At 63.9% G+C, this 23651-nt stretch carries 22 protein-coding genes and 1 other RNA gene; 10 read left to right on the forward strand and 13 right to left on the reverse strand.

The features are described 5' to 3' along the window. The first annotated feature begins 78 nt into the window (after positions 1-78). Entirely contained in the window at positions 79-696 is a 618-nt protein-coding gene (locus ACK6AU_RS06690) for a helix-turn-helix domain-containing protein (protein ID WP_409298385.1), read from the forward strand. 51 nt (positions 697-747) lie between these two features. Here ACK6AU_RS06690 and ACK6AU_RS06695 read toward each other — a convergent pair whose 3' ends face one another. The 3 genes from ACK6AU_RS06695 to ACK6AU_RS06705 are packed head-to-tail and all read right to left on the reverse strand — an operon-like array spanning position 748 to position 2768. Further along, on the reverse strand, positions 748-1290 hold the full coding sequence (locus tag ACK6AU_RS06695; RefSeq protein ID WP_409298446.1) for a histidine phosphatase family protein: 543 nt from the start codon (positions 1288-1290) through the stop codon (positions 748-750). Between the two features lie 17 nt (positions 1291-1307). Continuing rightward, positions 1308-2345: an SDR family oxidoreductase gene (locus tag ACK6AU_RS06700; protein ID WP_409298387.1), complete on the reverse strand. Its 1038-nt coding sequence runs from the start codon at positions 2343-2345 to the stop codon at positions 1308-1310. 3 nt (positions 2346-2348) lie between these two features. After that, a complete protein-coding gene (locus ACK6AU_RS06705) occupies positions 2349-2768 on the reverse strand; it encodes an ester cyclase (protein ID WP_409298389.1) in 420 nt (139 codons plus the stop codon). Between the two features lie 116 nt (positions 2769-2884). Between ACK6AU_RS06705 and ACK6AU_RS06710 the strand changes: the two genes are divergently transcribed. Then, positions 2885-3766: a LysR family transcriptional regulator gene (locus tag ACK6AU_RS06710; RefSeq protein ID WP_409298391.1), complete on the forward strand. Its 882-nt coding sequence runs from the start codon at positions 2885-2887 to the stop codon at positions 3764-3766. Between the two features lie 40 nt (positions 3767-3806). Here the strand turns inward: ACK6AU_RS06710 and ACK6AU_RS06715 are convergent, their stop codons facing one another. Together ACK6AU_RS06715 and ACK6AU_RS06720 are read right to left on the reverse strand one after the other, a co-directional pair. Next, positions 3807-4712 (reverse strand): proline iminopeptidase-family hydrolase, encoded by a 906-nt coding sequence (locus ACK6AU_RS06715; RefSeq protein ID WP_409298393.1) that lies wholly within the window; start codon positions 4710-4712, stop codon positions 3807-3809. A gap of 89 nt (positions 4713-4801) precedes the next feature. Beyond that, positions 4802-5563, reverse strand: a complete 762-nt coding sequence (locus ACK6AU_RS06720; RefSeq protein ID WP_185697707.1) for a LuxR family transcriptional regulator — start codon at positions 5561-5563, stop codon at positions 4802-4804. A 164-nt stretch (positions 5564-5727) separates the two neighbouring features. On the opposite strand from ACK6AU_RS06720, the gene ACK6AU_RS06725 reads away from it, so the two are divergent. The 6 genes from ACK6AU_RS06725 to ACK6AU_RS06750 are packed head-to-tail and all read left to right on the forward strand — an operon-like array spanning position 5728 to position 11908. Next, positions 5728-6615, forward strand: coding sequence for a proline iminopeptidase-family hydrolase (locus ACK6AU_RS06725; RefSeq protein ID WP_409298396.1), 888 nt, complete (start codon positions 5728-5730; stop codon positions 6613-6615). Between the two features lie 3 nt (positions 6616-6618). Then, positions 6619-7566: an ABC transporter permease gene (locus tag ACK6AU_RS06730; RefSeq protein WP_409298398.1), complete on the forward strand. Its 948-nt coding sequence runs from the start codon at positions 6619-6621 to the stop codon at positions 7564-7566. Continuing rightward, positions 7563-8414: an ABC transporter permease gene (locus tag ACK6AU_RS06735; protein WP_185697710.1), complete on the forward strand. Its 852-nt coding sequence runs from the start codon at positions 7563-7565 to the stop codon at positions 8412-8414. The genes ACK6AU_RS06730 and ACK6AU_RS06735 overlap by 4 nt, the downstream gene beginning before the upstream one ends. Continuing rightward, positions 8411-9397 (forward strand): ABC transporter ATP-binding protein, encoded by a 987-nt coding sequence (locus ACK6AU_RS06740; protein WP_185697711.1) that lies wholly within the window; start codon positions 8411-8413, stop codon positions 9395-9397. Before ACK6AU_RS06735 ends, ACK6AU_RS06740 begins: the two co-directional genes overlap by 4 nt. Continuing rightward, positions 9394-10365 carry an ABC transporter ATP-binding protein gene (locus tag ACK6AU_RS06745; protein WP_409298401.1) on the forward strand — a complete coding sequence of 324 codons (972 nt, stop codon included), beginning with the start codon at positions 9394-9396 and terminating at the stop codon, positions 10363-10365. The genes ACK6AU_RS06740 and ACK6AU_RS06745 overlap by 4 nt, the downstream gene beginning before the upstream one ends. A gap of 28 nt (positions 10366-10393) precedes the next feature. Then, positions 10394-11908 carry an ABC transporter substrate-binding protein gene (locus tag ACK6AU_RS06750; protein ID WP_409298403.1) on the forward strand — a complete coding sequence of 505 codons (1515 nt, stop codon included), beginning with the start codon at positions 10394-10396 and terminating at the stop codon, positions 11906-11908. A 142-nt stretch (positions 11909-12050) separates the two neighbouring features. Here ACK6AU_RS06750 and ssrA read toward each other — a convergent pair. The 7 genes from ssrA to ACK6AU_RS06785 all read right to left on the reverse strand — a co-directional run bounded on the left by ssrA (position 12051) and on the right by ACK6AU_RS06785 (position 20538). After that, positions 12051-12444: a transfer-messenger RNA gene (ssrA, locus tag ACK6AU_RS06755) on the reverse strand. An 87-nt stretch (positions 12445-12531) separates the two neighbouring features. After that, complete coding sequence (locus tag ACK6AU_RS06760) at positions 12532-12819, reverse strand: hypothetical protein (protein ID WP_409298405.1); 288 nt, start codon at positions 12817-12819, stop codon at positions 12532-12534. Positions 12820-12953: 134 nt separating this feature from the next. Next, positions 12954-15764 (reverse strand): FAD-binding and (Fe-S)-binding domain-containing protein, encoded by a 2811-nt coding sequence (locus ACK6AU_RS06765; protein WP_185697765.1) that lies wholly within the window; start codon positions 15762-15764, stop codon positions 12954-12956. After that, entirely contained in the window at positions 15761-16432 is a 672-nt protein-coding gene (locus ACK6AU_RS06770) for a lactate utilization protein C (protein WP_409298407.1), read from the reverse strand. The genes ACK6AU_RS06765 and ACK6AU_RS06770 overlap by 4 nt, the downstream gene beginning before the upstream one ends. Then, the gene (locus ACK6AU_RS06775; protein ID WP_409298409.1) at positions 16432-17886 is read right to left on the reverse strand and encodes a LutB/LldF family L-lactate oxidation iron-sulfur protein; all 1455 of its coding nucleotides are present in this window, start codon (positions 17884-17886) and stop codon (positions 16432-16434) included. The genes ACK6AU_RS06770 and ACK6AU_RS06775 overlap by 1 nt, the downstream gene beginning before the upstream one ends. Beyond that, complete coding sequence (locus tag ACK6AU_RS06780; RefSeq protein WP_185697768.1) at positions 17883-18707, reverse strand: (Fe-S)-binding protein; 825 nt, start codon at positions 18705-18707, stop codon at positions 17883-17885. The genes ACK6AU_RS06775 and ACK6AU_RS06780 overlap by 4 nt, the downstream gene beginning before the upstream one ends. A 136-nt stretch (positions 18708-18843) precedes the next feature. Further along, the gene (locus ACK6AU_RS06785; protein WP_409298412.1) at positions 18844-20538 is read right to left on the reverse strand and encodes a lactate permease LctP family transporter; all 1695 of its coding nucleotides are present in this window, start codon (positions 20536-20538) and stop codon (positions 18844-18846) included. A 260-nt stretch (positions 20539-20798) separates the two neighbouring features. Between ACK6AU_RS06785 and ACK6AU_RS06790 the strand changes: the two genes are divergently transcribed. Beyond that, positions 20799-21566 (forward strand): GntR family transcriptional regulator, encoded by a 768-nt coding sequence (locus ACK6AU_RS06790; RefSeq protein WP_409298414.1) that lies wholly within the window; start codon positions 20799-20801, stop codon positions 21564-21566. 81 nt (positions 21567-21647) lie between these two features. Here the strand turns inward: ACK6AU_RS06790 and smpB are convergent, their stop codons facing one another. Continuing rightward, entirely contained in the window at positions 21648-22130 is a 483-nt protein-coding gene (gene smpB, locus ACK6AU_RS06795; protein ID WP_022642145.1) for an SsrA-binding protein SmpB, read from the reverse strand. Positions 22131-22247: 117 nt separating this feature from the next. Here smpB and ACK6AU_RS06800 point away from each other — a divergent pair, with 117 nt between their 5' ends. Beyond that, a complete protein-coding gene (locus ACK6AU_RS06800) occupies positions 22248-23651 on the forward strand; it encodes a sodium-dependent transporter (protein WP_409298448.1) in 1404 nt (467 codons plus the stop codon).

Raw genomic sequence — 23651 nt, forward strand, 5'->3', positions numbered from 1 at the left:
CGGAGATCATGGGGTAATATTTCGCCATTGCCCCGGCTCCTGTCGTGGCAGTCCTTATCCGCCTGACAGAGAGCCTCCATGAGTGCCGACCGAGCCCAGCCCACCTCGTGCTCCCCCGCCCATCCACTGACCGACCGGACCCAGGTCGGCGCGCGCCTGCGTAGCATCCGCAAGGCGCAGAAACTGACCCTCAAGCAGCTCTCGGAGCGTTCCGGCGTGGCGCTGTCGACCTTGTCAAAAATGGAGCTGGCCCAGGTTTCGGTAAGTTATGAAAAGCTCGCGGCGGCGGCCCGGGCCCTGGGTGTCGATATCGCCCAGTTGTTCGCCCCGTCGGCCATGGCCAGCCGGGCGGTGCAGCCCACGGTGGTCAGCACCACCATCGCCGACGCGCCGGGCTACAGCACCGGCAACTATGACTACCACCCCATGGCCGGTGATTTCCCCGGGCGCAACATGACGCCCATGTATGCGCGGATCTTCGCCCGTGAGTTGCAGCAGTTCGAGGACTACATCCGCCATCCCGGCCAGGAGTTCGCCCTGGTGCTGTCCGGGCGGGTGTGCATCCAGTTCGAGACGGGGGAGCAGGTGAGCATCGGGCCGCAGGAAACCGCCTACTTCAACAGCAGCATCGGCCATATCTACCTGGCCGAGGGAAACGAGGATGCGGAAGTGATGGTGGTGATGTCGGAGCGCTGAGCCCCGACTCACAAGCTACCGCGTGACAGATCGTGCTGTGGCGAGCACCGTTTAGACACCTGCGTAGTGATACACCGACGCACTCCAATAGCGGCTGCCACTACGCTGTTGGCGAGTCCATCCGCTTGCCAGCAGTTGCTTGGCAATCATCCGATTCATGACGCCATGACCGAGCAGCAGCACCGGTTCATCGCCGGCAAGAGCCTGTAACCGTTGAGCGGCGGCGCTGGCACGCTGCTTTGCAGCACCGAAGGATTCGACGTTGCTCGAATAGCCGCACAGCCACAGGACGCGAAAGATGAAGGCCCAGGTAAACGGCGATAACCGGGGAAATCGCCAGCCACCATGGGGCAGTTGTGCTTCGCAGAACAGCGCGTCGACCACGGCAGGTTGCAGCCCGAGTACCTCGACGGAAGACAGGGCACGAGGCGCGCTGCTTGAAACAACGGTGCTGGCGGTGGCGGCGAGTTGCAGGCTGGCTTCCGGCGCAGGGGCGCGGATGACTTCGGATCGGTTGTATTGCGCGATCCAGTCCTTCATCTCGAGCATTGAGATCTTTTCGGCTGCGGCGATCCTTGGCTGGCCGTGACGCATCAGGATGATTGTCTTGCTCACTGCTGGCCTTCGTCCTTGGTCTTCGTGAACCCGCCATGTTGCCGATACCAGGCCACGGTGTCAGAAACAGTTCGCTCCAGCGCGCGAAAACTCACGCCAAGCTCTTGTTCACTCTTGCGGTGGTTAAAGCTGGTCCGGTTCTCCTCGCGTACCAACAGGCGCACCGTGGCCATGCTCAGCAAGACGGGCTTGCCGGTCAGGCGCGCGTAGACCTCCTGCACCGCCGCCAACAGGTACAACGCGGGCAGTGGCAGTTGCCGGGTAGGGGTCTTGACGCCCGCAATACGCCCCAGGAGCGGCACCAACTGACGCATGCTCAGGTTTCGACCCGCCGCGAGATAGCGCTCTCCTCGCCGGCCATTCTTGGCCGCGGAAATCTGGGCCCAGGCCACGTCACGGGCATCGACCACAGAGAAGGTGCCCGGGATCAGCCCGGGCAGCTTGCCGTCGAACACATCCTTGACCAACTGTCCCGAGGACGTCGGGCCCCTGTCGCCCGGGCCCCACATCCAGCCGGGCAGGACCATGCAGGCATGCATCTGCGGATGGGTGTCGAGGAAGCTCAAGACCTCGCGGTCGGCGAGGATCTTGCTGCGGTAGTAGTCATCCGCATCGGCTTCGGCGCGCAGGCAGGTCTCATCGATAAAGGTGTCGGGGGCGCCGTCGAGCACGGCAATCGAAGAGGTGTGGACAAACCGGCGTATGCCCGCGCGGTAGACGTGGTGCAGCAGGTCTCGTGTACCTGTGACATTGATCTTTTCCAGGGTTGCCCAGTGGCTGCCACCCTTGTAGTTATCGCGAAAGAACGCCGCCGTGTGGAACACCGTATCGCAGCCTCGCAGCGAAGGTGCGAAGGCCTCGATGTCGGCCATGTCGCCCACGATCAGTCTCACCCCCGGCAGATCGCTGAACTGCTGCTCACCTTTGGCTCTTGAGCGCACCAGGGCCTTGACGGTGTAGCCACGGGCGACCAGTTCCCGCACCAGGTTGTAGCCCAGCAAGCCGGTGGCACCTGTCACGAATACAGTACCCATGGCTCAACCCTCCTGCTGGTCGGCAGGGGACATCAACGCTGCGCTGTCGAAGAACACTTCTTCGCGGCGGGCCAACCCGTCTGTGAAGGTGAAGTGTGCGCTGTAGCGCACGGCCACCGGTTGCCCATGAGGCGGGATGACCCGGCCCGGCAGTACCAGAGGGGCGGTGAAGGTGCCGGTCAACAGGGCGCTCAGGGCCAGCCGGTCGTCAGCGACGATAAAGGGCGTGAGGGTCACGTGGGCATCAGGGAACGCCTCGAACAGGGCGGTCTCCCGTTTGCGCATGGATTCACGACCGCTTTGCATGCCCATGCCATCGAGGTAGATGAAGTCTTCGCATACCAGCGCGAGCATCGAGTCCAGGTCACGGTGATTGAAGGCGCGAGCGGCGCGTTCTGCGTAGTCGTGGGGGCCTGTCGTCATAGATTGCATTCCAGTGGTTTCGAAGGCCGGTAGATATACCGGCGAGACCGTGCTTGAAAAACAGCGACTACTGCATAATGGCTTTGCATTTATGCAAACCAAGGGGCATGGAAGGTATGTCGTTGCAGGCAAATTGGGACGATCTCCGGCTGCTGCTGGCCGTCTCGCGGCGTGGCAGTTTTCTGCAGGCGGGCCAGCTGTTGGGTATCGCGGCGTCGACGGTGTCCCGTCGCCTGACCCAACTGGAAGTGGCCCTGGGTGAGCCGCTCGTCGAGCGAGGCGTTGAAGGCTGTTGGCTGACCGCGCGTGGCCAGTCCCTGGTGGAAGTGGCTCTGGCGGCGGAAGCCGGCTTGAGGCGTCAAACGGCGACGGATCTGTCCAGGGGGCAGGCGCAGCTGTGTGGCACTGTCCTGGTCAGTGCCGGAGAGGGGTTTTCTTCTTGTGTGCTGGAGGCAGCAAGTCGCTTTACGGCCCTGCATCCGCGCTGCTCCGTGGAATTTCTGGTCAGTGGCGACTTTCACAAAATCGTTCGCGGCGTGGCCGATATTGCCGTGCGCACCGTGCACTTGGGCGAGCCCTCGTTGATCTATCGGCCCCTGGGCAAGCTCGCTTATGGCGTCTTCGCCCAGGCCAGCTACCTGAAGCGGTTCCCGCAGGTGACCTTGGCGACGGCGGCCAACATCGCCTTGCTTCCTCCGCTGGATATGCTGCCGCAAATGCGTGCTGCCAAGGCGGCGGGCCTGGGCCGTGGGCAAATCAGCGTGGGCTCGTTCGCCGTGCAACTGGAGTCGGTGAGGCGCGGCCTGGGTGTGGCGGTACTGCCGCGTCTTCTGGCGAGGGACCTGACCGAGGTGTTCCCGGATCTTGAAATTCCAGATATGGAGGTCTATCTGGTCACTCGGCCTCAGGCGCTGAAGCAGGCGCACATCAGAGGTTTCTTCGAGATCCTGGAGCAGGTCATGCTCGACGTTCTGGAGGTTGCAAGGGTTGACGATTGAGTCCTGGGTGCCGGCCCAGGCCCGGCAGAGGGCTGGTGGATCAGTGGGCCAGGGATTCGTCGAGGAATTTCACCACGGTGCCCATGCAGGCCATGCGCTCCTCGATGTGGGGCATGTGGCTGGAGGCTTCGAACAGCGCCCAGCGAATATCCGGGACGTGGTCCAGGAACGGCTTGACCACGGTGGGCGTGGCTTCGTCGTGGCGCCCGGAAATCAACAGGGTCGGCACCTTGATCCGGTGCAGGCCATCGACGATGGACAGGTCCTTGGTGTTGCCGATGATGTGGAATTCGTTGGGGCCGGTCATGGCGTGGTAGACGGTCGGGTCGGCATCGACCTGGGCGAAGGTGCGCGCCACTTCGTCCGGCCAGGGGCTGATCCGGCACACATGGCGGTCGTAGAACACCCGTGATGCGGCAAGGTATTCGGCGGCCCCGTAGGTTCCGGCCCGCTCGTGCTCGAGCAGCGTCTGTTGCACATCCTCCGGCAGGAGCTGGCGCAGGCGATTGGCTTCCTCGACCCAGGTGCGCATGTCCGCCGGGGCGTTGGCGGCGATCAGCGCGCGCAGGCCGGCCGGCTGCCGGGCCGCATGGGCGCTGGCCAGCATGCCGCCCCAGGATTGCCCCAGCAGCGCGTAGTCGTTGCTGATGCGCAGGTGGTCCAGCAGGTTGTCCAGTTCTTCGAGGAACAGCTGCAGGTTCCAGAACGCAGGGTCCTTTTCCGGCAGGTGGGTCGAGTGGCCGTTGCCCAACTGGTCGTAGTGGATCACCGGGCGCCCGCTGCTGGCGATGTCGCTGAAGGCATCGAGGTAGTCGTGCGTGCAGCCGGGGCCGCCATGGATGACCACCAGCGGCGTGTAGCCGCTGTCCAGGTCGCCGGTGATGCGATACCAGGTCTGGTAGGGACCAAAAGATGCGAAGCCTTCGCGTGTTGCGAGAAATTCCATTTCATGCCGCTCTGTGAAAAACCCTGCAACACAAGATACCGGCGCCCAGCCCCTGGGATAACTAGAGAAACAGATAGGTTTTTACCGGCTCAGCTATCCAGGAGGCGGTAGTGGGTGGCCCTGACCACGGCCTGGACCCGGTTCTTGGCGCCCAGCTTGTGCATCGCCGAGGTCAGGTGCAGGGTGATGGTGGCCAGCGAGCGGCTCAGGCGGCTGGCGATTTCGCCCGCGGTCAGCCCGTCGGCCGCGAGTTTCAGGCATTCGCGCTCGCGTTTGGTCAGGTGGATCGGGCAGGCCTGGGACTCCTTGGCCAGCAGCGGGAAGGCCGCTTCCTGCAGGGCGTGGGAGAGCAGGGTGAAATCCCCCAGGGCCTGGCGGGCATCGGCGAGGGAGCCGGCGCTGGGGTCCGAGCGCAGCCCCGTCAGGGTGGCAAAGCCGCCCTTGGGCAGGTGGATCGGCACGGTGACCCCGCAGGTCATCTGCGAATCGTGCAGGTAGCTGATCACGGGTGCGTGGTTGCGGTCCATGAACCGCTGCAGCACCGTCTCGTCTTCCGGGCGATAGGACCAGGCAAAAGGGGAAACGGCATTGACCGCCACGTGCTGGACAGGGTCGATCTGGTAGAAGCCTTCCTGGCACCAGAGCGACTGCCAGTCATCGGGGGTGTTGCGCAGCCTGACCACCGAAGGGGTGAGGAGTATTCCCTCGTGGTCCAGCGGTACCGGACTGTAGTCGTAGACCAGGGCATCGAAGCCCAGCGCCCGGGCCATGCGCAATACGTTGTCCATCTGTTCGTCCAGGCTCCTGCCGGGCACGAGACGGGCATTGAAATCAGACAGCTTGGTCTGCATCCATTCAGCTCCCTTGGCAATTTCAATCCTGAAATCGGGCCGGTAGAATGCCACGCCCGGGTAAAGGACTGCCAGGCCAAACCTATAGGAAATACTAGGTTATGGACGTACGGCTTCCTCGGTAAGGTTGCGCCAAAAGGGCATTGACCAGATGGAGAACAAGGATGTGGCGTGAAGTCGAGCCAGACCAGCGATACGAAGTGCAAGTCGATGGTCACACACTGGTGGCCTATGGCTTTGGCGAAGGCGATGAGGTGCTGTTGTGCCTGAACGGCGGCCCGGGCCTGCCCTGCGATTACCTGCGCGATAGCCATGGTTGGCTCAAGGAGCACGGGTTGCGGGTGATTGCCTTCGACCAACTGGGCACCGGCGCCTCGGACCGGCCCACCGACCCGGCGCTATGGGATATCGGCCGCTACGTGGCCGAGGTGGAGACCGTGCGCCAGACCCTGGAGCTGGGCCAGGTCCACCTGCTGGGGCATTCCTGGGGGGGCTGGCTGGGGATCGAATACGCTATCCATCATCCCCAGGCCCTCAAGACCCTGATCCTGGAGAACACCGCCGGCGACCTGCCGCACCTGTCCCTGGAACTGGAGCGCCTACGCAGCGCCCTGGGCAGCGAGACCGTGGCCATGATGCAGCGCCACGAGGCCATGGGCACCCTGGATCATCCCCAGTACCAGGCCGCGGTCACCCTGCTCAACTACCGGCACGTGTGCCGCCTGGACCAATGGCCGGCACCGGTGAACCGTTCCCTGGGCGACTGGAACATGGGGCCGTACGTCACCATGCAGGGCCCCAACGAATTCCTCTATACCGGCAATCTCAAGGACTGGAACCGCATCCAGGAGATGGCCGGCTTCGAGATGCCGGTGCTGATCACCACCGGCCAGCACGACGAGCTGACCCCGGCCTGCGCCATGCGCATGAAGATGGCGCTCAAGGATGCCCAGTTGCATGTCTTCCCCAACAGCAGCCATATGCCGTTCTACGAAGAACCCCAGGCCTACTTCCCGGTGTTGCTGGACTTTCTGCAGCGCCACCGGAGCTAGTGCATGAACCTGGCGCGTTATCGCTTCATCCTGTCGCGCCCGCTGCAGCTCTTGCCGGTGTTGTTCGGCATCAGCCTGATCACCTTCGTGCTGGTGCGCTCGATTCCTGGCGACCCGGCACGGGCGTTACTGGGCTCGCGCAGTACCCCGGATGCGTTGATCAAGATCCGCGCCCAGTACGGCCTCGACCAGCCGCTGTGGCTGCAGTACTTCTACTTTCTGAAAAACCTGCTCAAGGGCGATCTCGGCCAGTCGCTGCTGTACAAGGTCGATGCCCTCAAGCTGATTGCCAGCCGCATCGAGCCGACGCTGTTGCTGGTGTCCGGCAGCGTGTTGCTGGCGCTGTTGATCGCCATTCCCCTGGCCACGCTGGCGGCGCGCAACAAGGGCGGCTGGAGCGACCACCTGATCCGCCTGTTCACCACCGCCGGCCTCGGCATGCCGGCGTTCTGGCTGGGGATCATGCTGATCCTGCTGTTGAGCGTGCAGTTGGGGCTGTTCCCGGTCTCGGGTTATGGCCGCACCCTGGCCGACAAGCTGCACCACCTGGTCCTGCCGTGCCTGACCATTGCCCTGGCGCTATCGGCGGTGCTGGTGCGCAACCTGCGGGCCAGCATGCTCATGGAGCTGCAGGCCGACCACGCCACTGCTGCCCGGGCCCGAGGCTTGTCCGAAGGGGCGATCTTTCGTCGGCATGTCTTGCCCAATTCGCTGGTGCCGGCGGTCAACCTGCTGGCGGTGAACATCGGCTGGCTGATCAGCGGCACGGTGGTCATCGAAAGCCTGTTCGCCATTCCCGGCATCGGCCAGTTGCTGGTGCGCGGCATCTTCACCCGTGACTATATGGTGGTGCAGGGCGTGGCCATGGTGCTGGCCTGTCCCACGGTGCTGGTCAACTTCCTCGCCGACGTGGTGACGGTGGCGATCGATCCCCGAGTGAACATGCGATGAGCGTCCAGGCCTCGATCCCTGTCGGGCGCTTGGGCCTGGGTTTGCGCAATGGTCGGTTGGCCACGGTGCTGGGCCTGGCCATTGTCGGCGGCTGGTTGCTGCTGGCGTTCTGCGCGCCGTGGGTCGCGCCTTTCGACCCGATCGTGCAGAACACCGATATCCGCCTGTTGGCGCCGAGCCTGGCCCACCCCTTTGGCACCGACAACTTCGGGCGCGACATCTTCTCCCGGGTGATCTGGGGCGCGCGCATCGACTTGCAGCTGGCGGTGATCGGCGTGTTGTTCCCGTTCCTCATCGGCACCTGCATCGGCGCCTTGGCCGGTTACATCGGCGGGCGTTTCGACACGGTGTGCATGCGCTTGATCGATGTGATCCTGGCCTTCCCGTTCCTGGTGCTGATGCTGGCGATCATGGCCATCCTCGGGCCGGGCCTGAGCAACTTCTACATCGCCATGGCCCTGGTGGGCTGGGTGTCCTACGCGCGGCTGATCCGCTCGCAGATCCTGGTGCTCAAGCACAGCGATTTCGTCCTGGCGGCCAAGAGCCTGGGGTTCGGCCATGGGCGCATCCTGTTCCGCCATTTGCTGCCCAATGCGCTGTTCGGCTCGATCGTGTTCTCCATGTCCGACGCGGTGCTGGTGCTGCTCAATGGCGCAGCGGTCAGCTACCTGGGCCTTGGCGTGCAGCCGCCCACCGCGGAGTGGGGCACCATGGTCGCCGAGGGCCAGAGCTTCATCACCTCGGCCTGGTGGCTCTGCACTTTCCCGGGATTGGCCATCGTCACCCTGGCCATGGGCTTCAGCCTGTTGGCCGACGGCATCGCCGAGCACGTCGGGGGGCATTCATGAGCTCGCCGGTATTGCGTGTCGAGGAACTCAGCGTGATCGCCCAAAACGATGGCCGTGAGGTCACCCTGGTGGATCGTTTGTCATTCGACCTGGCCGAGGGCGAGATCCTTGGCCTGGTGGGCGAGAGCGGCTCGGGCAAGACCATGGCCTGTCGGGCTCTGATGCGCTTGTTGCCTTCGACGAACCTGCGGGCCCAGGGCAAGGCCGTGCAACTGGCCGGCCAGGACTTGCTGCAACTGGATGAGGCCGGTATGCGCAGCGTGCGCGGTCGGCGCCTGGGGATGATCTTCCAGAACCCCAGCAGTCATCTCGACCCGCTGATGCGCATCGGCGAGCAGATAGCCGAGGGTATCCGCCTGCACCAGGGTGCCTCCAGGCGCGAGGCGCGGGCCAAGGCCATCGATGTGCTGCGCCAGGTAGGCATTCCCGACCCGCAGCGGCGGATCGACAGCTACCCCCACGAGTTTTCCGGCGGCATGCGCCAGCGGGCGATGATCGCCGTGGCCCTGGGCTGCAATCCCCAGGTGCTGATCGCCGACGAGCCGACCACGGCCCTGGACGTCACCGTGCAGGCGCAGATCCTGCGCCTGCTGCTGGACCTGCGCGACCGGCATGGGCTGTCGATCATCATGATCACCCACGACCTGGGCGTGGTCGCCCAGACCTGCGATGCCATCGCGGTGATGTACGCCGGCCGGCTCTGCGAACACGGCGACAAGCAGGCGCTGCTGGCCCATCCACGACATCCCTATACCGCGGCGCTGATCGGTTGCCAGCCGACCCATGGCGCCGGTGAAGCCCGGCTGCGCACCATCGCCGGCCAGCCGCCGTTGCTCGATGCCCTGCCGGTGGGTTGCCGTTTCAATCCCCGCTGCCTCCAGCCGGGCAGCCGTTGCGCGCAGGCGCTGCCGGACATGCAAGCCCTGGGGCAGGGTACGCGGGTGGCCTGTCATTACCCCTTGCTGGCTGGAAGCCCGTCATGAGCCTGCTGCAAGTGAAGGATCTGGAGGTGCGCTTCGCCGCGCCCGGCACGGGTTTGTTCGGTTTCAAGCCGCAGTGGCTGCAAGCGGTCAACGGGGTGTCGCTGCATCTTGCCCCGGGGGAAATCCTGGGGCTGGTGGGCGAGTCGGGCAGCGGCAAGAGCACCTTGGGTCGCGCCATCCTGCGCCTGAATGATATCCACGCAGGCCAGGTGCTGTTCGATGGCGTGGACGTGACGCGCGGCCGCAAGCTGGATATCCAGCACCTGCGCCGGCAGACCGCGATGATCTTCCAGGACCCCTATGCCGCGCTCAATCCGCGCCTGAGCATCGGCCAGGCCATCGCCGAAGTGCTGCGGATACAGGGCGTGATCGCGGCGCCGTTGATTGCGCGCCGGGTCGACGAGTTGCTGAGCCTGGTCGGGCTGCGCCCGGAACTGGCCGGGCGCAAGCCGGGAGAACTCAGTGGCGGCCAATGCCAGCGGGTGGGGATCGCCCGGGCGCTGGCGGTGGAGCCGCGCTTGATCGTCGCCGATGAATGCGTGGCGGCGCTGGACGTGTCCATCCAGGGGCAGATCATCAACCTGCTGCTGGAGCTGCGCGAGCGCATGAACCTGGCGATCCTGTTCATCGCCCACGACCTGGCGATCGTCCAGCGCCTGTGCAGCCGGGTGGCGGTGATGTATCTGGGGCAGATCGTCGAGCAGGGGCCTACCGATGCCGTGTTCGGTGCCCCGCGCCATCCCTATACCGCTGCGTTGATGCAGTCGATCCCGCATATCGACCCCCATCGGCCCTTGGCGAGCGAACCCTTGCCGGGCGAGCCGCCCAGTCCCCTGGAACTGCCAGGCGGTTGTGCCTTCCACCCGCGCTGCCGGCAGGCCCGACCCGCCTGCGCCGCAACACCGCCACCCCATCGAGACCTGGGTGGGCACAGCTACCGATGTGTGCTCGCCGACCCCGTGCTTTGAAATACGTTCATCAAAAAGGAGTTTGACCATGCGTTCGAAACACCTGCGGTTGCTGACCGCCGCCACCTTGACCCTCTGTTCGTTGGCCGCCGGTATCGCCCAGGCGGCCGGGGTGCTGACCATCGGTTGCCGTGAGGAAAGCACCACCTTCGACCCGATCAAGAGCGCACAGAACCGCGACAGCTGGGTCTTCGCCAACGTCTACGACGTGCTGGTGCGGGTCGACAACACCGGCACCAAGCTGCTGCCGGGCCTGGCACAAAGCTGGCAGGTTTCCGCCGACGGCCTGACCTACACCTTCAAGCTGCGTCCGGCCAAGTTCTCCGACGGCTCGCCGATCACTGCCGGCGATGCCGCGTTCAGCCTGCTGCGGATTCGCGACAACAAGGGCTCGCTGTGGAGCGATTCCTACAAGATCATCGACAAGGCCCAAGCCACCGACCCGCAGACCCTGGTGGTGACCCTCAAGGCGCCGTCCGTGCCTTTCCTTGCGCAACTGGCCACGCCCAACGTCTCGATCCTGTCGCAGAAGGCCATGGAGAAACTCGGCGAGGACGCCTATGCCCAGGAACCCGTGGCCTCGGGTGCCTTCATCGTCAAGGAATGGCTGCGCGGCGAGCGCGTGGTGCTGGAGAAGAACCCGCACTTCTGGCAGGCCGACAAGGTGAGCCTGGATGGCGTGGAGTGGATCTCCATCCCGGACGACAACACTCGCATGCTGAAGGTCCAGGCCGGCGAGCTGGACTCGGCGATCTTCGTGCCGTTCTCCCGGGTCGAGACCCTGAAGAAATACCCGAACCTGGTGATCCACATGGACCCGTCCACCCGTGAAGATCACTTGTTGATCAACCACGATCACGGCCTGCTGGGCAAACCCGAAGTGCGCCAGGCCCTGGACATGGCGATCGACAAGAAATCCCTGGTCGACACCGTGACCTTCGGCCTGGGCCAGGTGGCCTATTCCTACATCCCCAAGGGCGCGCTGTATCACAACGCCAACAACCCGCAGCGCCCCTATGACCCGGTCAAGGCCAAGCAGCTCTTGAAGGATGCCGGGGCCTCGGACCTGAAGCTCAACTACGTGGTCAATGCCGGCAACGAGGCCGACGAGCAGATCGCCGTCCTGGTCCAGCAGCAACTGGCTGCCGTGGGCGTGACCGCCAACCTGCAGAAAGTCGACCCGACCCAGAGCTGGCAGATGCTGGTGGACGGCGACTACGACCTGTCGGTGATGTACTGGACCAACGACATCCTCGACCCCGACCAGAAGAGCACCTTCGTCCTCGGGCACGACACCAACATGAACTACATGACCCGCTACAAGAACGACAAGGTCAAGGCCCTGGTGGCCGATGCCCGGGTCGAGGCCGACCCGGCCAAGCGCCAGCAGATGTACACCGAGCTGCAAGCCATCGCCAAGCAGGACGTCAACTGGATCGACCTCTACTACAGCCCGTACATCAACATCTCGCGCAAGAACATCGAACACTTCCAGCAGAGCCCGTTGGGCCGTCTGTCGCTGGAAGAGACGGTGAAGAACTGAGGGTGATGGACGATGCAGGGAGAGCGTTCAGCGTTGTCCCTGCATGATCGCCTGGAGGGGGCGATGCTGTTTGGGATCGCCCTTGATTTGGCGGATTCCGGGCACAAAAAAAGACGTCCGTGGACGTCTTTTTTTGATCATTTGGTGGAGCCGGGGGGATTTGAACCCCCGTCCGCCAGTACTCCGCTGTCGGTCCTACATGCTTAGCCGTGTCTATTGAGTTAACCCTCAGCGACCCGACGGGCAGGGTGCTTTGGGCGAGTTGTGTAAGTTTTAGCCGCTTCGTCCACAACGTACTGCACGGCGATTCTGTTCTATATGACAATCATTTCGGGTTTACAGACATCCCCTGATGATTGCTGGACCCGAAGGTACCAGGGGGGAAGGGCTAGCGCCGCTTACGCAGCGAGAGCGTAATCCCCGTAGGTTTCGTCATTGGCAACTATAGGAAGTTGCAACAGTGGATTTACGAGTTCTGTTACCAACTCGGCATGCACCTAAAGTTTCGCAACCGGCGTCGAATCCAAAACGGCCCCGAGCCTGTCATGCATCGACAACAGGTTGGTGGATTCTACGCTAATCGTCGTCAGAAGGCCAACCCGAAGGTTGGCCTTGGTGGTGCGCTACTGATCGCCCTTGGTGTTGTTCTGCAACATCTGGATCGCCTGGGTGGTCAGGGAGATGCAGTTCTTGGTGCCCTGCTCGGTGCCCTTGGCCTGTTCGTCGGTGGCTTGCTGGACCTTGGCATCGATGTCGCTGCCAAGGTCCGAGCTCATGGCTTCGGTGCTGACCTTGGCGTCGCGGATCTTTTGCAGGTTGATCTGGCACAGGTCTTCTTGCCCGGCGGCGAACGCCGGTGAGGCCAACATTGCAGCAGTGATGAACAGTCCAGCCAGTGCAGAGCGCTTCATGGTCGTCTCCTTGGATCACAGGGGGGAGGCCCGCTTTTGTCGTGGGCCTGGAGAGTGGACTGCGCCCGTGGGCCGGGGTTCTCTTTTTGTACGAAAAGGCCGGAGTGGGCGCCCGTCGCCGGGCGCCCTGGGCCTCAGGCGGATTTGGCGCGGGTGACCCGGTCCACCAGGTAGACCAGCCCGTGATAGTCGATCCCGCCATGCTGGCTGAGGCCGATTTCACAGGTGCGGCTGGTGGAGATGCCTTCGCTGCAGTACTGCACCGCGTCCTTGAGGCTGCGCAGCGAGTGGGCATTGAGCTCCGGGGTGGTGAAGCCCTTGTCGCCGGCGAAACCGCAGCAGTGGATGCCTTCGGGGATCACCACGTTGTTGCTGCAACGCCGGGCCAGCTCGATCAGCGCCTGGCTTTCCCCCAGGTGCTGGGTGCTGCAGGTGACGTGCACGGCGATCGGTGCTTCCTGGGGCGTGAACTCCAGGCGATCCAGCAGATGGGTGCGGATGAAGCGCACCGGATCGTAGAGGTCCAGGCGCACGTCGCCCAGGTCCTGTACCAGGCGCAGGGTGCAGGGGCTGGTATCGCAGTAGATCGGGTCGAGGCCGCCACGGCTGGCGTGGAGCAGGGCGCCGATCAGTTCCTGGCGCTTGTCCTCGGCCTGGGTCGCATACCCCTTGGAGGCGAACGGCTGGCCACAGCAGAGGTTGTCCAGGTTGTCCGGCAGCACCACCTGGTAGCCGGCTTTCTCCAGCAGGCCGCGGGTCTTCTCGTACAGCGAGCCTTGCTCCTTGTCGCCCGCCGCCGGCCCCATCACCCGCGACACGCAGGCCGCCAGGTATACCACCCGTGGGCGTGAATCCTGCGCGGCCGGGCTGAAGCGAATGGCTTTCTCCGGTTGTGGCATGGCGTTGGTCCATTGTGGCACCCGCCCTTTGGACAACCGGGTCAGGCCCGCCGACAGCTTGCCCAGGCGCGGTGCGCCCAGCAGCAGGCGTGCGCCATTGGCCACGTGCAACGTAAAGCGGGCGCCTTGCAAGGTGCTGGCGAAGTGGCTGCTGAGCCAGTCGGCGGTGCCGGCGTGGCTGGCCTGTTCGCTGCGCAGTTTCTTCACCAGCTCGCCGGTGTTGATGCCCACCGGACAACGCTGGGCGCACAGGCCAGTGGCGGCGCAAGTGTCGACGCCCTGGTACTGGTAGGCCGCCTCCAGCTCCGTGGTGTCGATGCCGGCGCGCTTGCGGGCCTGGATATCGCGCCAGATCACGATGCGCTGGCGTGGGCTCAGGGTCAGCCCCTTGGACGGGCACACCGGCTCGCAGAAGCCGCACTCGATGCACTTGTCCACAATCTCATCGGCCGCCGGTAGCGGCTTGAGGTGCTTGAGGTGGATCTGCGGATCCTCGCTGAGCACTACGTCGGGGTTGAGAATGCCGTTGGGGTCTAGCAGGCGCTTGAGCTGCCACATCAGCTGGTAGGCATCGCTGCCCCACTCCAGCTCGACGAAGGGCGCCATGTTGCGCCCGGTGCCGTGCTCGGCCTTGAGCGAACCACCGAACTCCACGGCCACCAGTTGTGCCACGTCGTCCATGAAGGCCTGGTAGCGCTGCACTTCCTCAGTGCTGTTGAAGCCTTGGGTGAAGACGAAATGCAGGTTGCCTTCCAGGGCATGGCCGAACAGGATCGCCTCGTCGTAGCGGTGCTTGTCGAACAGCTCGATCAGGCGATTGACGCCGATGGCCAGTTGTTCGACCGGGAAGGTCACGTCCTCGATGATCACCGTGGTGCCGGTCTTGCGCACTGCGCCGACGGCCGGGAAGGTGTCCTTGCGGATTGCCCAGAGCTTGGCGTTTTCCTGCGGGTCCTCGCTGAAGTCCACCTGTTTTTCCACCGCGAAAGTGGCCAGGGAATCCATGATCTGCGCCAGTTGCTCATGCAGCAGCGACGAGGAGGCCGCGCGGGACTCGATCAGCAGGGCGCAGGCGTTGGCCGAGAGCTGGCGGACGAAGGCCGGCATGCCGGGCTTGTCCTGCACCGAGCGTAGGCTGCGACGGTCCAGCAGCTCCACCGCCGACACCGGCTGGCTCTTGAGCACGGTCACCGCGTTGCAGCAGGTCTCCACATCGGGGAAGACGATCAGGGCCGAGGCCTTGTGCGGATGATCGACCACGGTGTCGTAGGTCACTGCGCTGATGAACCCCAGGGTGCCCTCGGAGCCCACCAGCAGGTGGCTGAGGATCTCCAGCGGCTCGTCGAAGTCCACCAGGGCATTGAGCGACAGGCCGGTGGTGTTCTTCAGCCGGTACTTGTGGCGGATGCGGCTAGCCAGCTCGCTGTTGGCGCGGGTGGCGCGGCCCAGTTCCGCCAGGCGTTGCAGCAGCGCAGCGTGGCTGTGGCGAAAGGCGGCGACGCTGGCGGCGTCCTCGGTGTCCAGGCGCGTGCCATCGGCCAGGACCACGCGGATGCCGGCCAGGGTGTGGTAGCTGTTCTGGGCGGTGCCGCAGCACATGCCGCTGGCGTTGTTGGCGACGATGCCGCCAATCTTGCAGGCGTTGATCGAGGCCGGGTCGGGGCCGATCTTGCGTCCGAACGGCGCCAGCCAGGCGTTGGCCTGGGCACCGATGACCCCGGGTTGCAGGCGGATCTGCGCGCCCTGGTCGCGGATCTCCCGGGCGTTCCAGTTATCCCCGAGGACGATCAGCACCGAATCGCTGATGGCCTGCCCGGAAAGGCTGGTGCCGGCGGCGCGGAAGGTCACCGGTACCTGGTCGCGCTGGGCCAGTTGCAGCAGGGCGACCACTTCGTCCTCGGATTCGACGCGGATCACCAGCTTGGGGATCAGCCGGTAGAAGCTGGCGTCGGTGCCGAAGGCCAGGGTCGAGAGTGGGTCGTCGAAGCGCCGTTCCTGGGGAATCAGGCGCTGGGCGTCACGCAGAAAAGTGGCCGGCAGGCTCATTGGTCCTCCAGGATCAGCACCACCAGGTCTTTCGGGCCGTGGGCACCGTAAGCCAGGACTTGCTCGATATCAGCGGTTTTCGATGGGCCGGAAACCAGCAGCGCGTTGGTCGGCATGCCGGCGGCCCAGTTCATCTGTTGCTGCGCCTGATAGAAGTTGTCGCGGATCTCGCTGGCCTTGAGCAGGGCGAAATGCACCGGCGGCACCAGGCTCATCAGCCGCGGTTCCTCGCGGGTCGGCCAGAGGATCAGGCTGCCGGTGGCGGCGATGGCGCCCAGGGTGCCGGTGAGGCTGGCCGGGGTGTCGTTGAACAGCTCGGCCTTCCATTCTTCCACTGGCCGATCGTAGGTCTTGAGCTCGGGCCGCTCGGGATGTTCGGCCCAGTGCTGCTGCACCTGCTGGCCATGGGCGGTGCCCGGGGCGATCAGCAGGCTGGGCAGTTGGCGCTCCTGGAGCAGGCGGGCGAGCAATCCGGGCCACTCGGCCGCGCGGCTCAGGTGGATCTCGGTGTGCACCGCTTCCATCTGTTTGCGCAACTGCGGGATGCGTTGCTCGGCGGTGTAGGTATAAGGCTCGGTGACCAGCGCCTCGTCGAAGTTATCCACAATCGGCGTGGTGCCGCTCAGGCTGTTACGCAGCTTGGCGAGGATGTTGTGCTTGGCGCTCATCAGCGATCTTCCTGCTTGGCCAGGTGCTCGCGGGCCAGGTCGTGCAGCGACCGGGCGGCGGGTTTTGGCGCACTGTGGTTCTGGGTCCAGGGGCCGACGTTGCTCGGGGCCAGCGCCCGCAACCGGGTGGCCGCCAGGGTGAACAGGCGATACAGGGTGGGCGAGCTGTTCAGCCGCGCCCAGGCGTTCCAGATGAAACGCTCCTTGCGCGAGAACTTGCTGCCCTGGCCACGCATTACCGGGTGCGGGCTGTCCGGGGCCTTGACGTTCTCTTCGCGCAGGCGCCGCAGCAATGCCGGGATCGGGATCTTCACCGGGCAGACTTCGCCGCAGGCACCGCACAGCGACGAAGCGCTGGGATGATCCGGGACCTTGGCCAGGCCCACCATGTGCGGGGTGATGATCTTGCCGATCGGTCCCGGGTAGACCTCGCCATAGGTGTGGCCGCCGACCCTCGTGTACACCGGGCAGTGGTTCATGCAGGCGCCGCAGCGGATGCAGTTCAGGGTCTGGCGCAGTTCGCTGTCGGCAAACGCCTGGCTGCGACCGTTGTCCAGCAGCACCAGGTGCACTTCCTGGGGGCCGTCCAGCTCATGCTCTTTGCGCGGGCCGGAGATCATGTTGACGTAGGTGGTGATCGGCTGGCCCAGGGCCGAGCGGGTCAGCAGCGACAATAGCGGCACTACGTCGCGCAGGTTCTCGACCACTTTCTCGATCCCGGTGACGGCGATATGCACCGGCGGCACGGTGGTGGACATGCGTCCGTTGCCCTCGTTTTCCACCAGCAGCAGGGTGCCGGTCTCGGCCACGGCGAAGTTGACGCCGGAGACGCCGATATCGGCTTCGAAGAATTTCTGCCGCAGGACCCTGCGACCGATCTGGATGAGTTGGTCGACGTCCTTGGTGTACTCCACGCCAAGTTTGTCGTGGAACAAGGACGCGACCTGACCGGCATTCTTGTGGATCGCCGGCATGATGATGTGTGAAGGCTTCTCGTGGTCGAGCTGGACGATGAACTCGCCCATGTCCGACTCAAGGCATTCAATGCCTTGTTCAGCGAGGACATGGTTCATTTCCATTTCCTCGCTGACCATCGATTTGCCCTTGATCACTTGCCGTGCCTCGTGAGCACGGATGATCGAAAGAACGATGCCATTGGCCTCGTCCACCGTTTCCGCCCAGTGCACTGTCACACCGTTGCGGGTCAGGTTCTGTTCCAGGCGCTCGAGCAGGTCGGGCAGCTTGGACAACGCCCGGGCGCGAATCGCATTGCCCAGGGCGCGCAGGTGTTCGCGCTCAAAGGCATCGCTGAACGATGCCGCCCGCTTGGCCATGAGTGAATCCATGGCGCTGCGGAAGTTGTTGCGCAGTTGCTGGTCGCCCAGGGCCTGGTGGGCCCGGGTGCGAAAATCGTCCGCCACCGTCGTGGTCGGAATCAGCTCGGGAGTGCTCATCGGGCACCTCCGGTACGCTGCCAGAGGAAGCTCGCCAGGTGCTGGCCGCGCAATGCCTCTCTTTGTTTCTCCAGGGCGCCGTTGATGTTCATCAGGCAGCCGCAGTCGGCACTGACCACCTGGTGCGCGCCGGAGTCCTTCAGGGCGCGGGTCTTGTCCGCGACCATGGCGCCGGAGATATCCGGCATTCGGACGCTGAAAGTCCCGCCAAAGCCACAGCATTCGCTTTCGTGGCTGTGTTCTACCCGTTCCACGTTGCCCAGTTGTGACAGCAGCTCACGCCCGTGCAGGTGGGTGTTCATTTCCCGGCGCGCCGAGCAGGAGGTGTGCAACGCCACCTTGATCGGCTCACCGCTGTCCTTGAGTTGCACCTTGCACACATGCAGGAGGAACTCGGCCAACTCGTAGGTGCGTGCGGCCAGGGCCTGCACCTGTGCCAGGGTCTCGGGCTCGTCCTTGAACAAGTCCGCGTAGTGCTCGCGAATCATCCCGGCGCAGGAGCCCGAGGGCACCACCACCGGATAATCCCCGGCGAACAGCGCCAGTTGCGCGCGGGCCACGGTGCGCGCCTGCTCGGTGTAACCGCTGGTGTAGGCCGGTTGTCCGCAGCAGCTTTGCCCCTGTGGGTATTCCACGCGAATGCCTTCGCGCTCCAGCAGGTGGATCGCATCCATCCCGGCTTCGGGATAGAACAGATCGACCACGCAAGTGCCGAACAGGTAGACCCGCGCCGGCTTGGCGCCGGGGTACTGCCGGGGCTCGGCCAAAGGTGGCGCGACACGGGTCGCATTGGGCACGGCGTTGTAGAAAAGCTCGCTCATCAGGCGTGTCTCCGGGTGGTCCCGGTTATTCGTCTGTCGCGGCGGCCGAAAGATAAACCAGCAAGCTTTCAGCAGCCTTGCAGACCGGGTGGTGAATGACTGGCGCCGCGATTCCTTGCGGCGCCATCAGTATTGCCTAGTGCACCAGCATGCCGGTGAACCAGTAGGCCTGGGCCAGGGTGATCAGACCGACGATAGTGGCAAAGAACAGGCTGTGCTTGAGGGTGAAGCGGAACAGATCGGATTCCTTGCCCACCAGGCCGGTGGCGGCGCAGGCCACGGCGATCGACTGTGGCGAGATCATCTTGCCGGTCACGCCACCGCTGGTGTTGGCCGCCACCAGCAGGGTGTCGTTGACCCCCAGTTGATGCGCGGTGGTGGCCTGCAGCGAACTGAACAGGGCGTTGGACGAAGTATCGGAACCGGTGAGGAACACCCCCAGCCAGCCCAGGAACGGCGAGAAGAACGGGAAGGCCGCGCCGGTGGCCGCCAGGACCAGGGCCATGGTCGAAGACATGCCCGAATAGTTGGTGACGAAGGCGAAGGCCAGCACCATGCCGATGGACAGGATCGGCCAGCGCAGCTCGTAGAAGGTTTCCTTTAAAGTGGTCAGACCAGTTTTAAAGTCGATCTTCAGTACCAGCATGGACAGCAGTGCCGAGAAGAAGATCGCGGTGCCGGTGGCCGAGATCGGGTCGAACTTGAACACCGCAGGAATGGCTGTGGGCGTGGTGACGATCGGCGCCACCTTGATCACCAGCTGATCCAGGTGCGGGATGGCGAAGTTGAATACCCAGGCGTACATCGCGCCACCGGCGGCGAACATCGCCTTGAACGGCTTGAGGGTCCAGAGGGTGACCAGCACGGTGAGGATCAGGAAGGGCGACCAGGCCTTGAAAATCTGGCCCAGGCTGTAGGGCGAGGCCAGGGTGCTGCGTGGCTGGCCGAAGCCGCCGGCGCTGGCGGTGATGGCGATGTCGGCGCTGACCCCGGGAATGCGCGCGCCGGCGCTGCGCTTGGGTTGCCAGATCTTCAGGAACAGCGTCAGGGCGACCAGGCTGGCCAGGGCCGAGGTGATGTCCGGTAGCTCCGGGCCGATGAAGTTCGAGGTGAAGTATTGGGTCACGGCGAAGCTCAGGCCGGCCACCAGCGCCGCCGGCCAGGTCTCCCTGACGCCGCGCAGGCCGTCCATCATGAACACCAGCCAGAACGGCACGAACAGCGACAGCAGGGGCAGTTGGCGGCCGGTCATGGCGCCGATCTTGAAGGCGTCGATACCGGTCACCTGGCCGGCGACGATGATCGGGATGCCCAGGGCGCCGAAGGCCACTGGCGCGGTGTTGGCGATCAGGCACAGGCCCGCGGCATACAGTGGGTTGAAGCCCAGGCCCACCAGCAGGGCGGCGGTGATCGCCACTGGCGCGCCGAAGCCTGCGGCACCTTCCAGGAAGGCGCCGAAGCAGAAGCCGATCAGCAGTACCTGCAGGCGCTGGTCGTCGGTGATCGACAGTACCGAGCTGCGGATGATCTCGAACTGGCCGCTCTTCACGGTCAGCTTGTAGAGGAATACGGCGGCGACGATGATCCAGGCGATGGGCCATAGACCGTAGGCAAATCCATAGCCAGCGGCAGCGAAGGCCATGTCGGCGGGCATCTGGAAGGCGAAGATCGCCACCAGGATCGACAAGGCCAGAGTGATGCTCCCGGCGACATGTCCCTTGAGGCGGAACACGGCCAGAGCCAGGAAGAAGAACACGATCGGGATGACGGCGGCGAGAGCGGACAGGCCGAGGCTGCCAAGCGGGCTATAGAGCTGTTGCCAGGTTTGCATAGTGGGGTGGCCCCTAATTGTTGTTGGTCAGGCACTGCTAGCGACTTGGTTAATTGGTAAGACCAATTTACAATCGCTGTTGGCTAGGGTAAAAGCCCGATGCTCGGTGTGTCAATTTGCCGCCCTAGAACTTTTGTCGGAAGCGGGCGCGGGAACGCATCTGATCGCTGGAAATGTCTGCTTTCTGCCAGGTGTTGGCGCGGCGTGAATAGGCCAGAATAGAGCCCCCCGACGATGGGTCGGAGGCTGGGGAGTGAGTGATGGGGTTTGACCAGATACGCCAGCGCCGTTTGTCCGACGATATAGTCGAGCGCCTGGAAGCGATGATTCTCGAAGGCACCTTGAAGGCGGGCGAGCGCTTGCCGGCCGAGCGGACGCTGGCCGAGCAGTTCGGGGTTTCACGCCCATCGCTGCGTGAAGCGATCCAGAAGCTGACCGCCAAGGGGTTGCTGATCAGCCGCCAGGGCGGCGGCAATTATGTGGTGGAAGGCCTGGGCTCGACCTTCAGCGACCCACTGCTGCATCTTCTGGAAAACAATCCCGAGGCCCAGCGCGATCTATTGGAGTTCCGCCATACCCTCGAAGCGTCCTGCGCCTATTACGCGGCGTTGCGGGCGACCCCGGTGGATCGCGAGCGCCTGACCCAGGCCTTCGAAGAGCTGCAGGATTGCTACGCCCATGCCAATGACGACAGCCGCAGCGAGGAGGGGGCGGCGGATGCGCGGTTCCACCTGGCGATTGCCGAGGCCAGCCATAACGCGGTGCTGTTGCACACCATTCGCGGCCTGTTCGACCTGCTCAAGCGCAACGTGGTGACCAATATCGGCGGCATGTACAAGCAGCGCACGGAAACCCGCGAGATGCTGATCAGCCAGCACCGTGACCTGTACCTGGCGATTATCGAAGGGCGTGCGGAGGACGCGCGTGAGGTCTCCAGCCAGCACATTCTCTATGTGCAGGAGGTGCTTGAGGAAGTGCGTCAGGAAGTACAGCGAGTGGCCCGGGCCGAACGGCGCAAGGGCATCTGATGCAAATCGCCGGTGCTCCGGTTCCTGCAGCGATGGTGCAGGAACCGGAGTACCGGCGATGACGGCTTCAGGGCAGGACGGTCAGTCTTCCTTGCCCTTGGTCCGCACGGCGCGCTGCAATTCCCGGTCGGAATCGCGCTCGCGCTCGGTGTGCCGCTTGTCATATTCCTTCTTGCCCTTGCCCAGTGCGATCTCGCACTTGACCAGGTGCTTGCTCCAGTAGAGCGAAAGGCAGACGCAGGCATAACCCTTCTGCTGCACGGCGGCGAACAGCTTTTCCAGCTCGCGCTGGTTGAGCAGCAGCTTGCGCGTGCGCGTCGGGTCGGCGATGACGTGGGTGCTGGCGGTGGTCAGCGGGGTGAAATGGCTGCCGAACAGCCAGGCCTCGCCATCCTTGAGCAGCACGTAACTGTCTACCAGTTGTGCCTTGCCCGCCCGCAGGCTCTTTACTTCCCAGCCGGCCAGGACCAGTCCGGCCTCGAAACGATGTTCGATGAAGTAGTCGTGCCGCGCCTTTTTGTTTTGCGCGATGGTCCCTGTTGGATGTTTCTTCTGTTTAGCCATAGGGGCGGCATTATAGGGAGTTGCGCGGTCGCCCGCTACGGTGATGCAGCGTGCTTGAGCAGGTTGATTGAATCCCGGACAATGCGCGCTCTTTTTTTTCGGTTGGGCGCGTTAACGATGTCGACAGACAGGGTCTCTGTCCACGGCGGCTGGGCAAGCCGCTGGGTCTTTATACTCGCTGCAACTGGTTCTGCCGTGGGCCTGGGGAGCATCTGGAAATTCCCCTATATGGTCGGCGTCTATGGTGGCGGTGCTTTTGTCCTGGTGTTCCTGGCGTGTATCGCCCTGATCGGCTTGCCGGTGATGCTGGCCGAAACCCTGATCGGGCGCCGCGCCCGGCAGAGCCCGGCCAACGCCCTGAAAGTCCTGGCCCAAGAGGCAGGGCATTCGGCCAGGTGGTCCTGGGGCGCCTTCGCCGGAATGATCACGGCGTTGTTGATTCTTTCCTTCTATAGCGTGGTCGGTGGTTGGTCGCTGGACTACATCATCGACATGGGACGCGGCGATTTCAGCGGCGTCACGGCCGAGCAGGTCAGCGCTTACTTCGCTTGCGTGACCGCGGACCCTTGGCGCCTGACCCTCTGGCATACCCTGTTCATGTTGTTGTCGGCGCTGGTGATCGCCAAGGGCGTGGTCGCCGGGCTCGAGCGTAGCCTGCGGGTCATGATGCCGCTGCTGTTCGTGATGTTGCTGGTACTGCTGGGCTACAGCATGACCACCGGGCACTTCATGCAGGGCCTGCACTTCATGTTCGACTTCAGCCTGGAACGCCTGCTGGACGGCTTGCTGCCGGCCATGGGCCATGCCTTCTTCTCCCTCAGTGTGGGGGTTGGTTCGATCATGATCTATGGCGCCTACATGCCCAAGCATTCGTCCCTGGCTGGAACGGTGGTGGGCGTGGCGCTGCTGGACACCTTCGTTTCTCTGCTGGCCGGGATGGCGCTGTTCCCCATCGTCTTCGCGGCGGGCCTGAGCCCCAGTGAAGGGCCGGGGCTGATGTTCATCAGCCTGCCGTTCGCCTTCGGAAATGTGGCGTTCGGCCAGCTCATGGGCGTAGTGTTTTTCATCCTGGTGGCCATCGCCGCATGGAGTTCGGCCATCTCTCTGCTGGAGCCGATGGTGGCTTATCTTGTCGAGAGGACTAAAATCCGCCGCGGCTGGGTGACATTCTGGCTGGCGTTCAGCTGCTGGTTCGTGGGGTTGGGAACGGTGTTTTCCTTCAACATCTGGCAGCAGGCCAAGTTTTTCGTGAACGAAGGCGGCGCTTTCCACCTCTACCAATGGGGTGCGGCAGGCGGCCTGGACTTCTTCGGTGTGATCGACTTCTTTACCTCGCGGATCATGTTGCCTCTAGGCGGTTTGTGCTTCGTGGTATTTGCAGGTTGGGTGATGGGCCGTGAGGCGGTGCGCGATGAGTTGTCGCTGCGTAGCCCCTTGTTGTTCTTCCTGGCCTTGTTTTTGATGCGCTATGTGGCGCCCGTCGGCATTCTTGTGGTGTTTGCCGCCCAGTTGTGGAAATGA

Origin of the sequence: Pseudomonas sp. KCJK8993 (genome assembly GCF_046230915.1) — a bacterium.
Taxonomy (GTDB): Bacteria; Pseudomonadota; Gammaproteobacteria; order Pseudomonadales; family Pseudomonadaceae; genus Aquipseudomonas; species Aquipseudomonas piscis.

Coding starts and splice junctions, on each gene's coding strand:
- ACK6AU_RS06690 (WP_409298385.1), top strand. CDS start 79: ATGAGTGCCGACCGAGCCCAGCCCACCTCGTGCTCCCCCGCCCATCCA.
- ACK6AU_RS06695 (WP_409298446.1), bottom strand. CDS start 1,290: ATGCGTCACGGCCAGCCAAGGATCGCCGCAGCCGAAAAGATCTCAATG.
- ACK6AU_RS06700 (WP_409298387.1), bottom strand. CDS start 2,345: ATGGGTACTGTATTCGTGACAGGTGCCACCGGCTTGCTGGGCTACAAC.
- ACK6AU_RS06705 (WP_409298389.1), bottom strand. CDS start 2,768: ATGACGACAGGCCCCCACGACTACGCAGAACGCGCCGCTCGCGCCTTC.
- ACK6AU_RS06710 (WP_409298391.1), top strand. CDS start 2,885: ATGTCGTTGCAGGCAAATTGGGACGATCTCCGGCTGCTGCTGGCCGTC.
- ACK6AU_RS06715 (WP_409298393.1), bottom strand. CDS start 4,712: ATGGAATTTCTCGCAACACGCGAAGGCTTCGCATCTTTTGGTCCCTAC.
- ACK6AU_RS06720 (WP_185697707.1), bottom strand. CDS start 5,563: ATGCAGACCAAGCTGTCTGATTTCAATGCCCGTCTCGTGCCCGGCAGG.
- ACK6AU_RS06725 (WP_409298396.1), top strand. CDS start 5,728: ATGTGGCGTGAAGTCGAGCCAGACCAGCGATACGAAGTGCAAGTCGAT.
- ACK6AU_RS06730 (WP_409298398.1), top strand. CDS start 6,619: ATGAACCTGGCGCGTTATCGCTTCATCCTGTCGCGCCCGCTGCAGCTC.
- ACK6AU_RS06735 (WP_185697710.1), top strand. CDS start 7,563: ATGAGCGTCCAGGCCTCGATCCCTGTCGGGCGCTTGGGCCTGGGTTTG.
- ACK6AU_RS06740 (WP_185697711.1), top strand. CDS start 8,411: ATGAGCTCGCCGGTATTGCGTGTCGAGGAACTCAGCGTGATCGCCCAA.
- ACK6AU_RS06745 (WP_409298401.1), top strand. CDS start 9,394: ATGAGCCTGCTGCAAGTGAAGGATCTGGAGGTGCGCTTCGCCGCGCCC.
- ACK6AU_RS06750 (WP_409298403.1), top strand. CDS start 10,394: ATGCGTTCGAAACACCTGCGGTTGCTGACCGCCGCCACCTTGACCCTC.
- ACK6AU_RS06760 (WP_409298405.1), bottom strand. CDS start 12,819: ATGAAGCGCTCTGCACTGGCTGGACTGTTCATCACTGCTGCAATGTTG.
- ACK6AU_RS06765 (WP_185697765.1), bottom strand. CDS start 15,764: ATGAGCCTGCCGGCCACTTTTCTGCGTGACGCCCAGCGCCTGATTCCC.
- ACK6AU_RS06770 (WP_409298407.1), bottom strand. CDS start 16,432: ATGAGCGCCAAGCACAACATCCTCGCCAAGCTGCGTAACAGCCTGAGC.
- ACK6AU_RS06775 (WP_409298409.1), bottom strand. CDS start 17,886: ATGAGCACTCCCGAGCTGATTCCGACCACGACGGTGGCGGACGATTTT.
- ACK6AU_RS06780 (WP_185697768.1), bottom strand. CDS start 18,707: ATGAGCGAGCTTTTCTACAACGCCGTGCCCAATGCGACCCGTGTCGCG.
- ACK6AU_RS06785 (WP_409298412.1), bottom strand. CDS start 20,538: ATGCAAACCTGGCAACAGCTCTATAGCCCGCTTGGCAGCCTCGGCCTG.
- ACK6AU_RS06790 (WP_409298414.1), top strand. CDS start 20,799: ATGGGGTTTGACCAGATACGCCAGCGCCGTTTGTCCGACGATATAGTC.
- smpB (WP_022642145.1), bottom strand. CDS start 22,130: ATGGCTAAACAGAAGAAACATCCAACAGGGACCATCGCGCAAAACAAA.
- ACK6AU_RS06800 (WP_409298448.1), top strand. CDS start 22,248: ATGTCGACAGACAGGGTCTCTGTCCACGGCGGCTGGGCAAGCCGCTGG.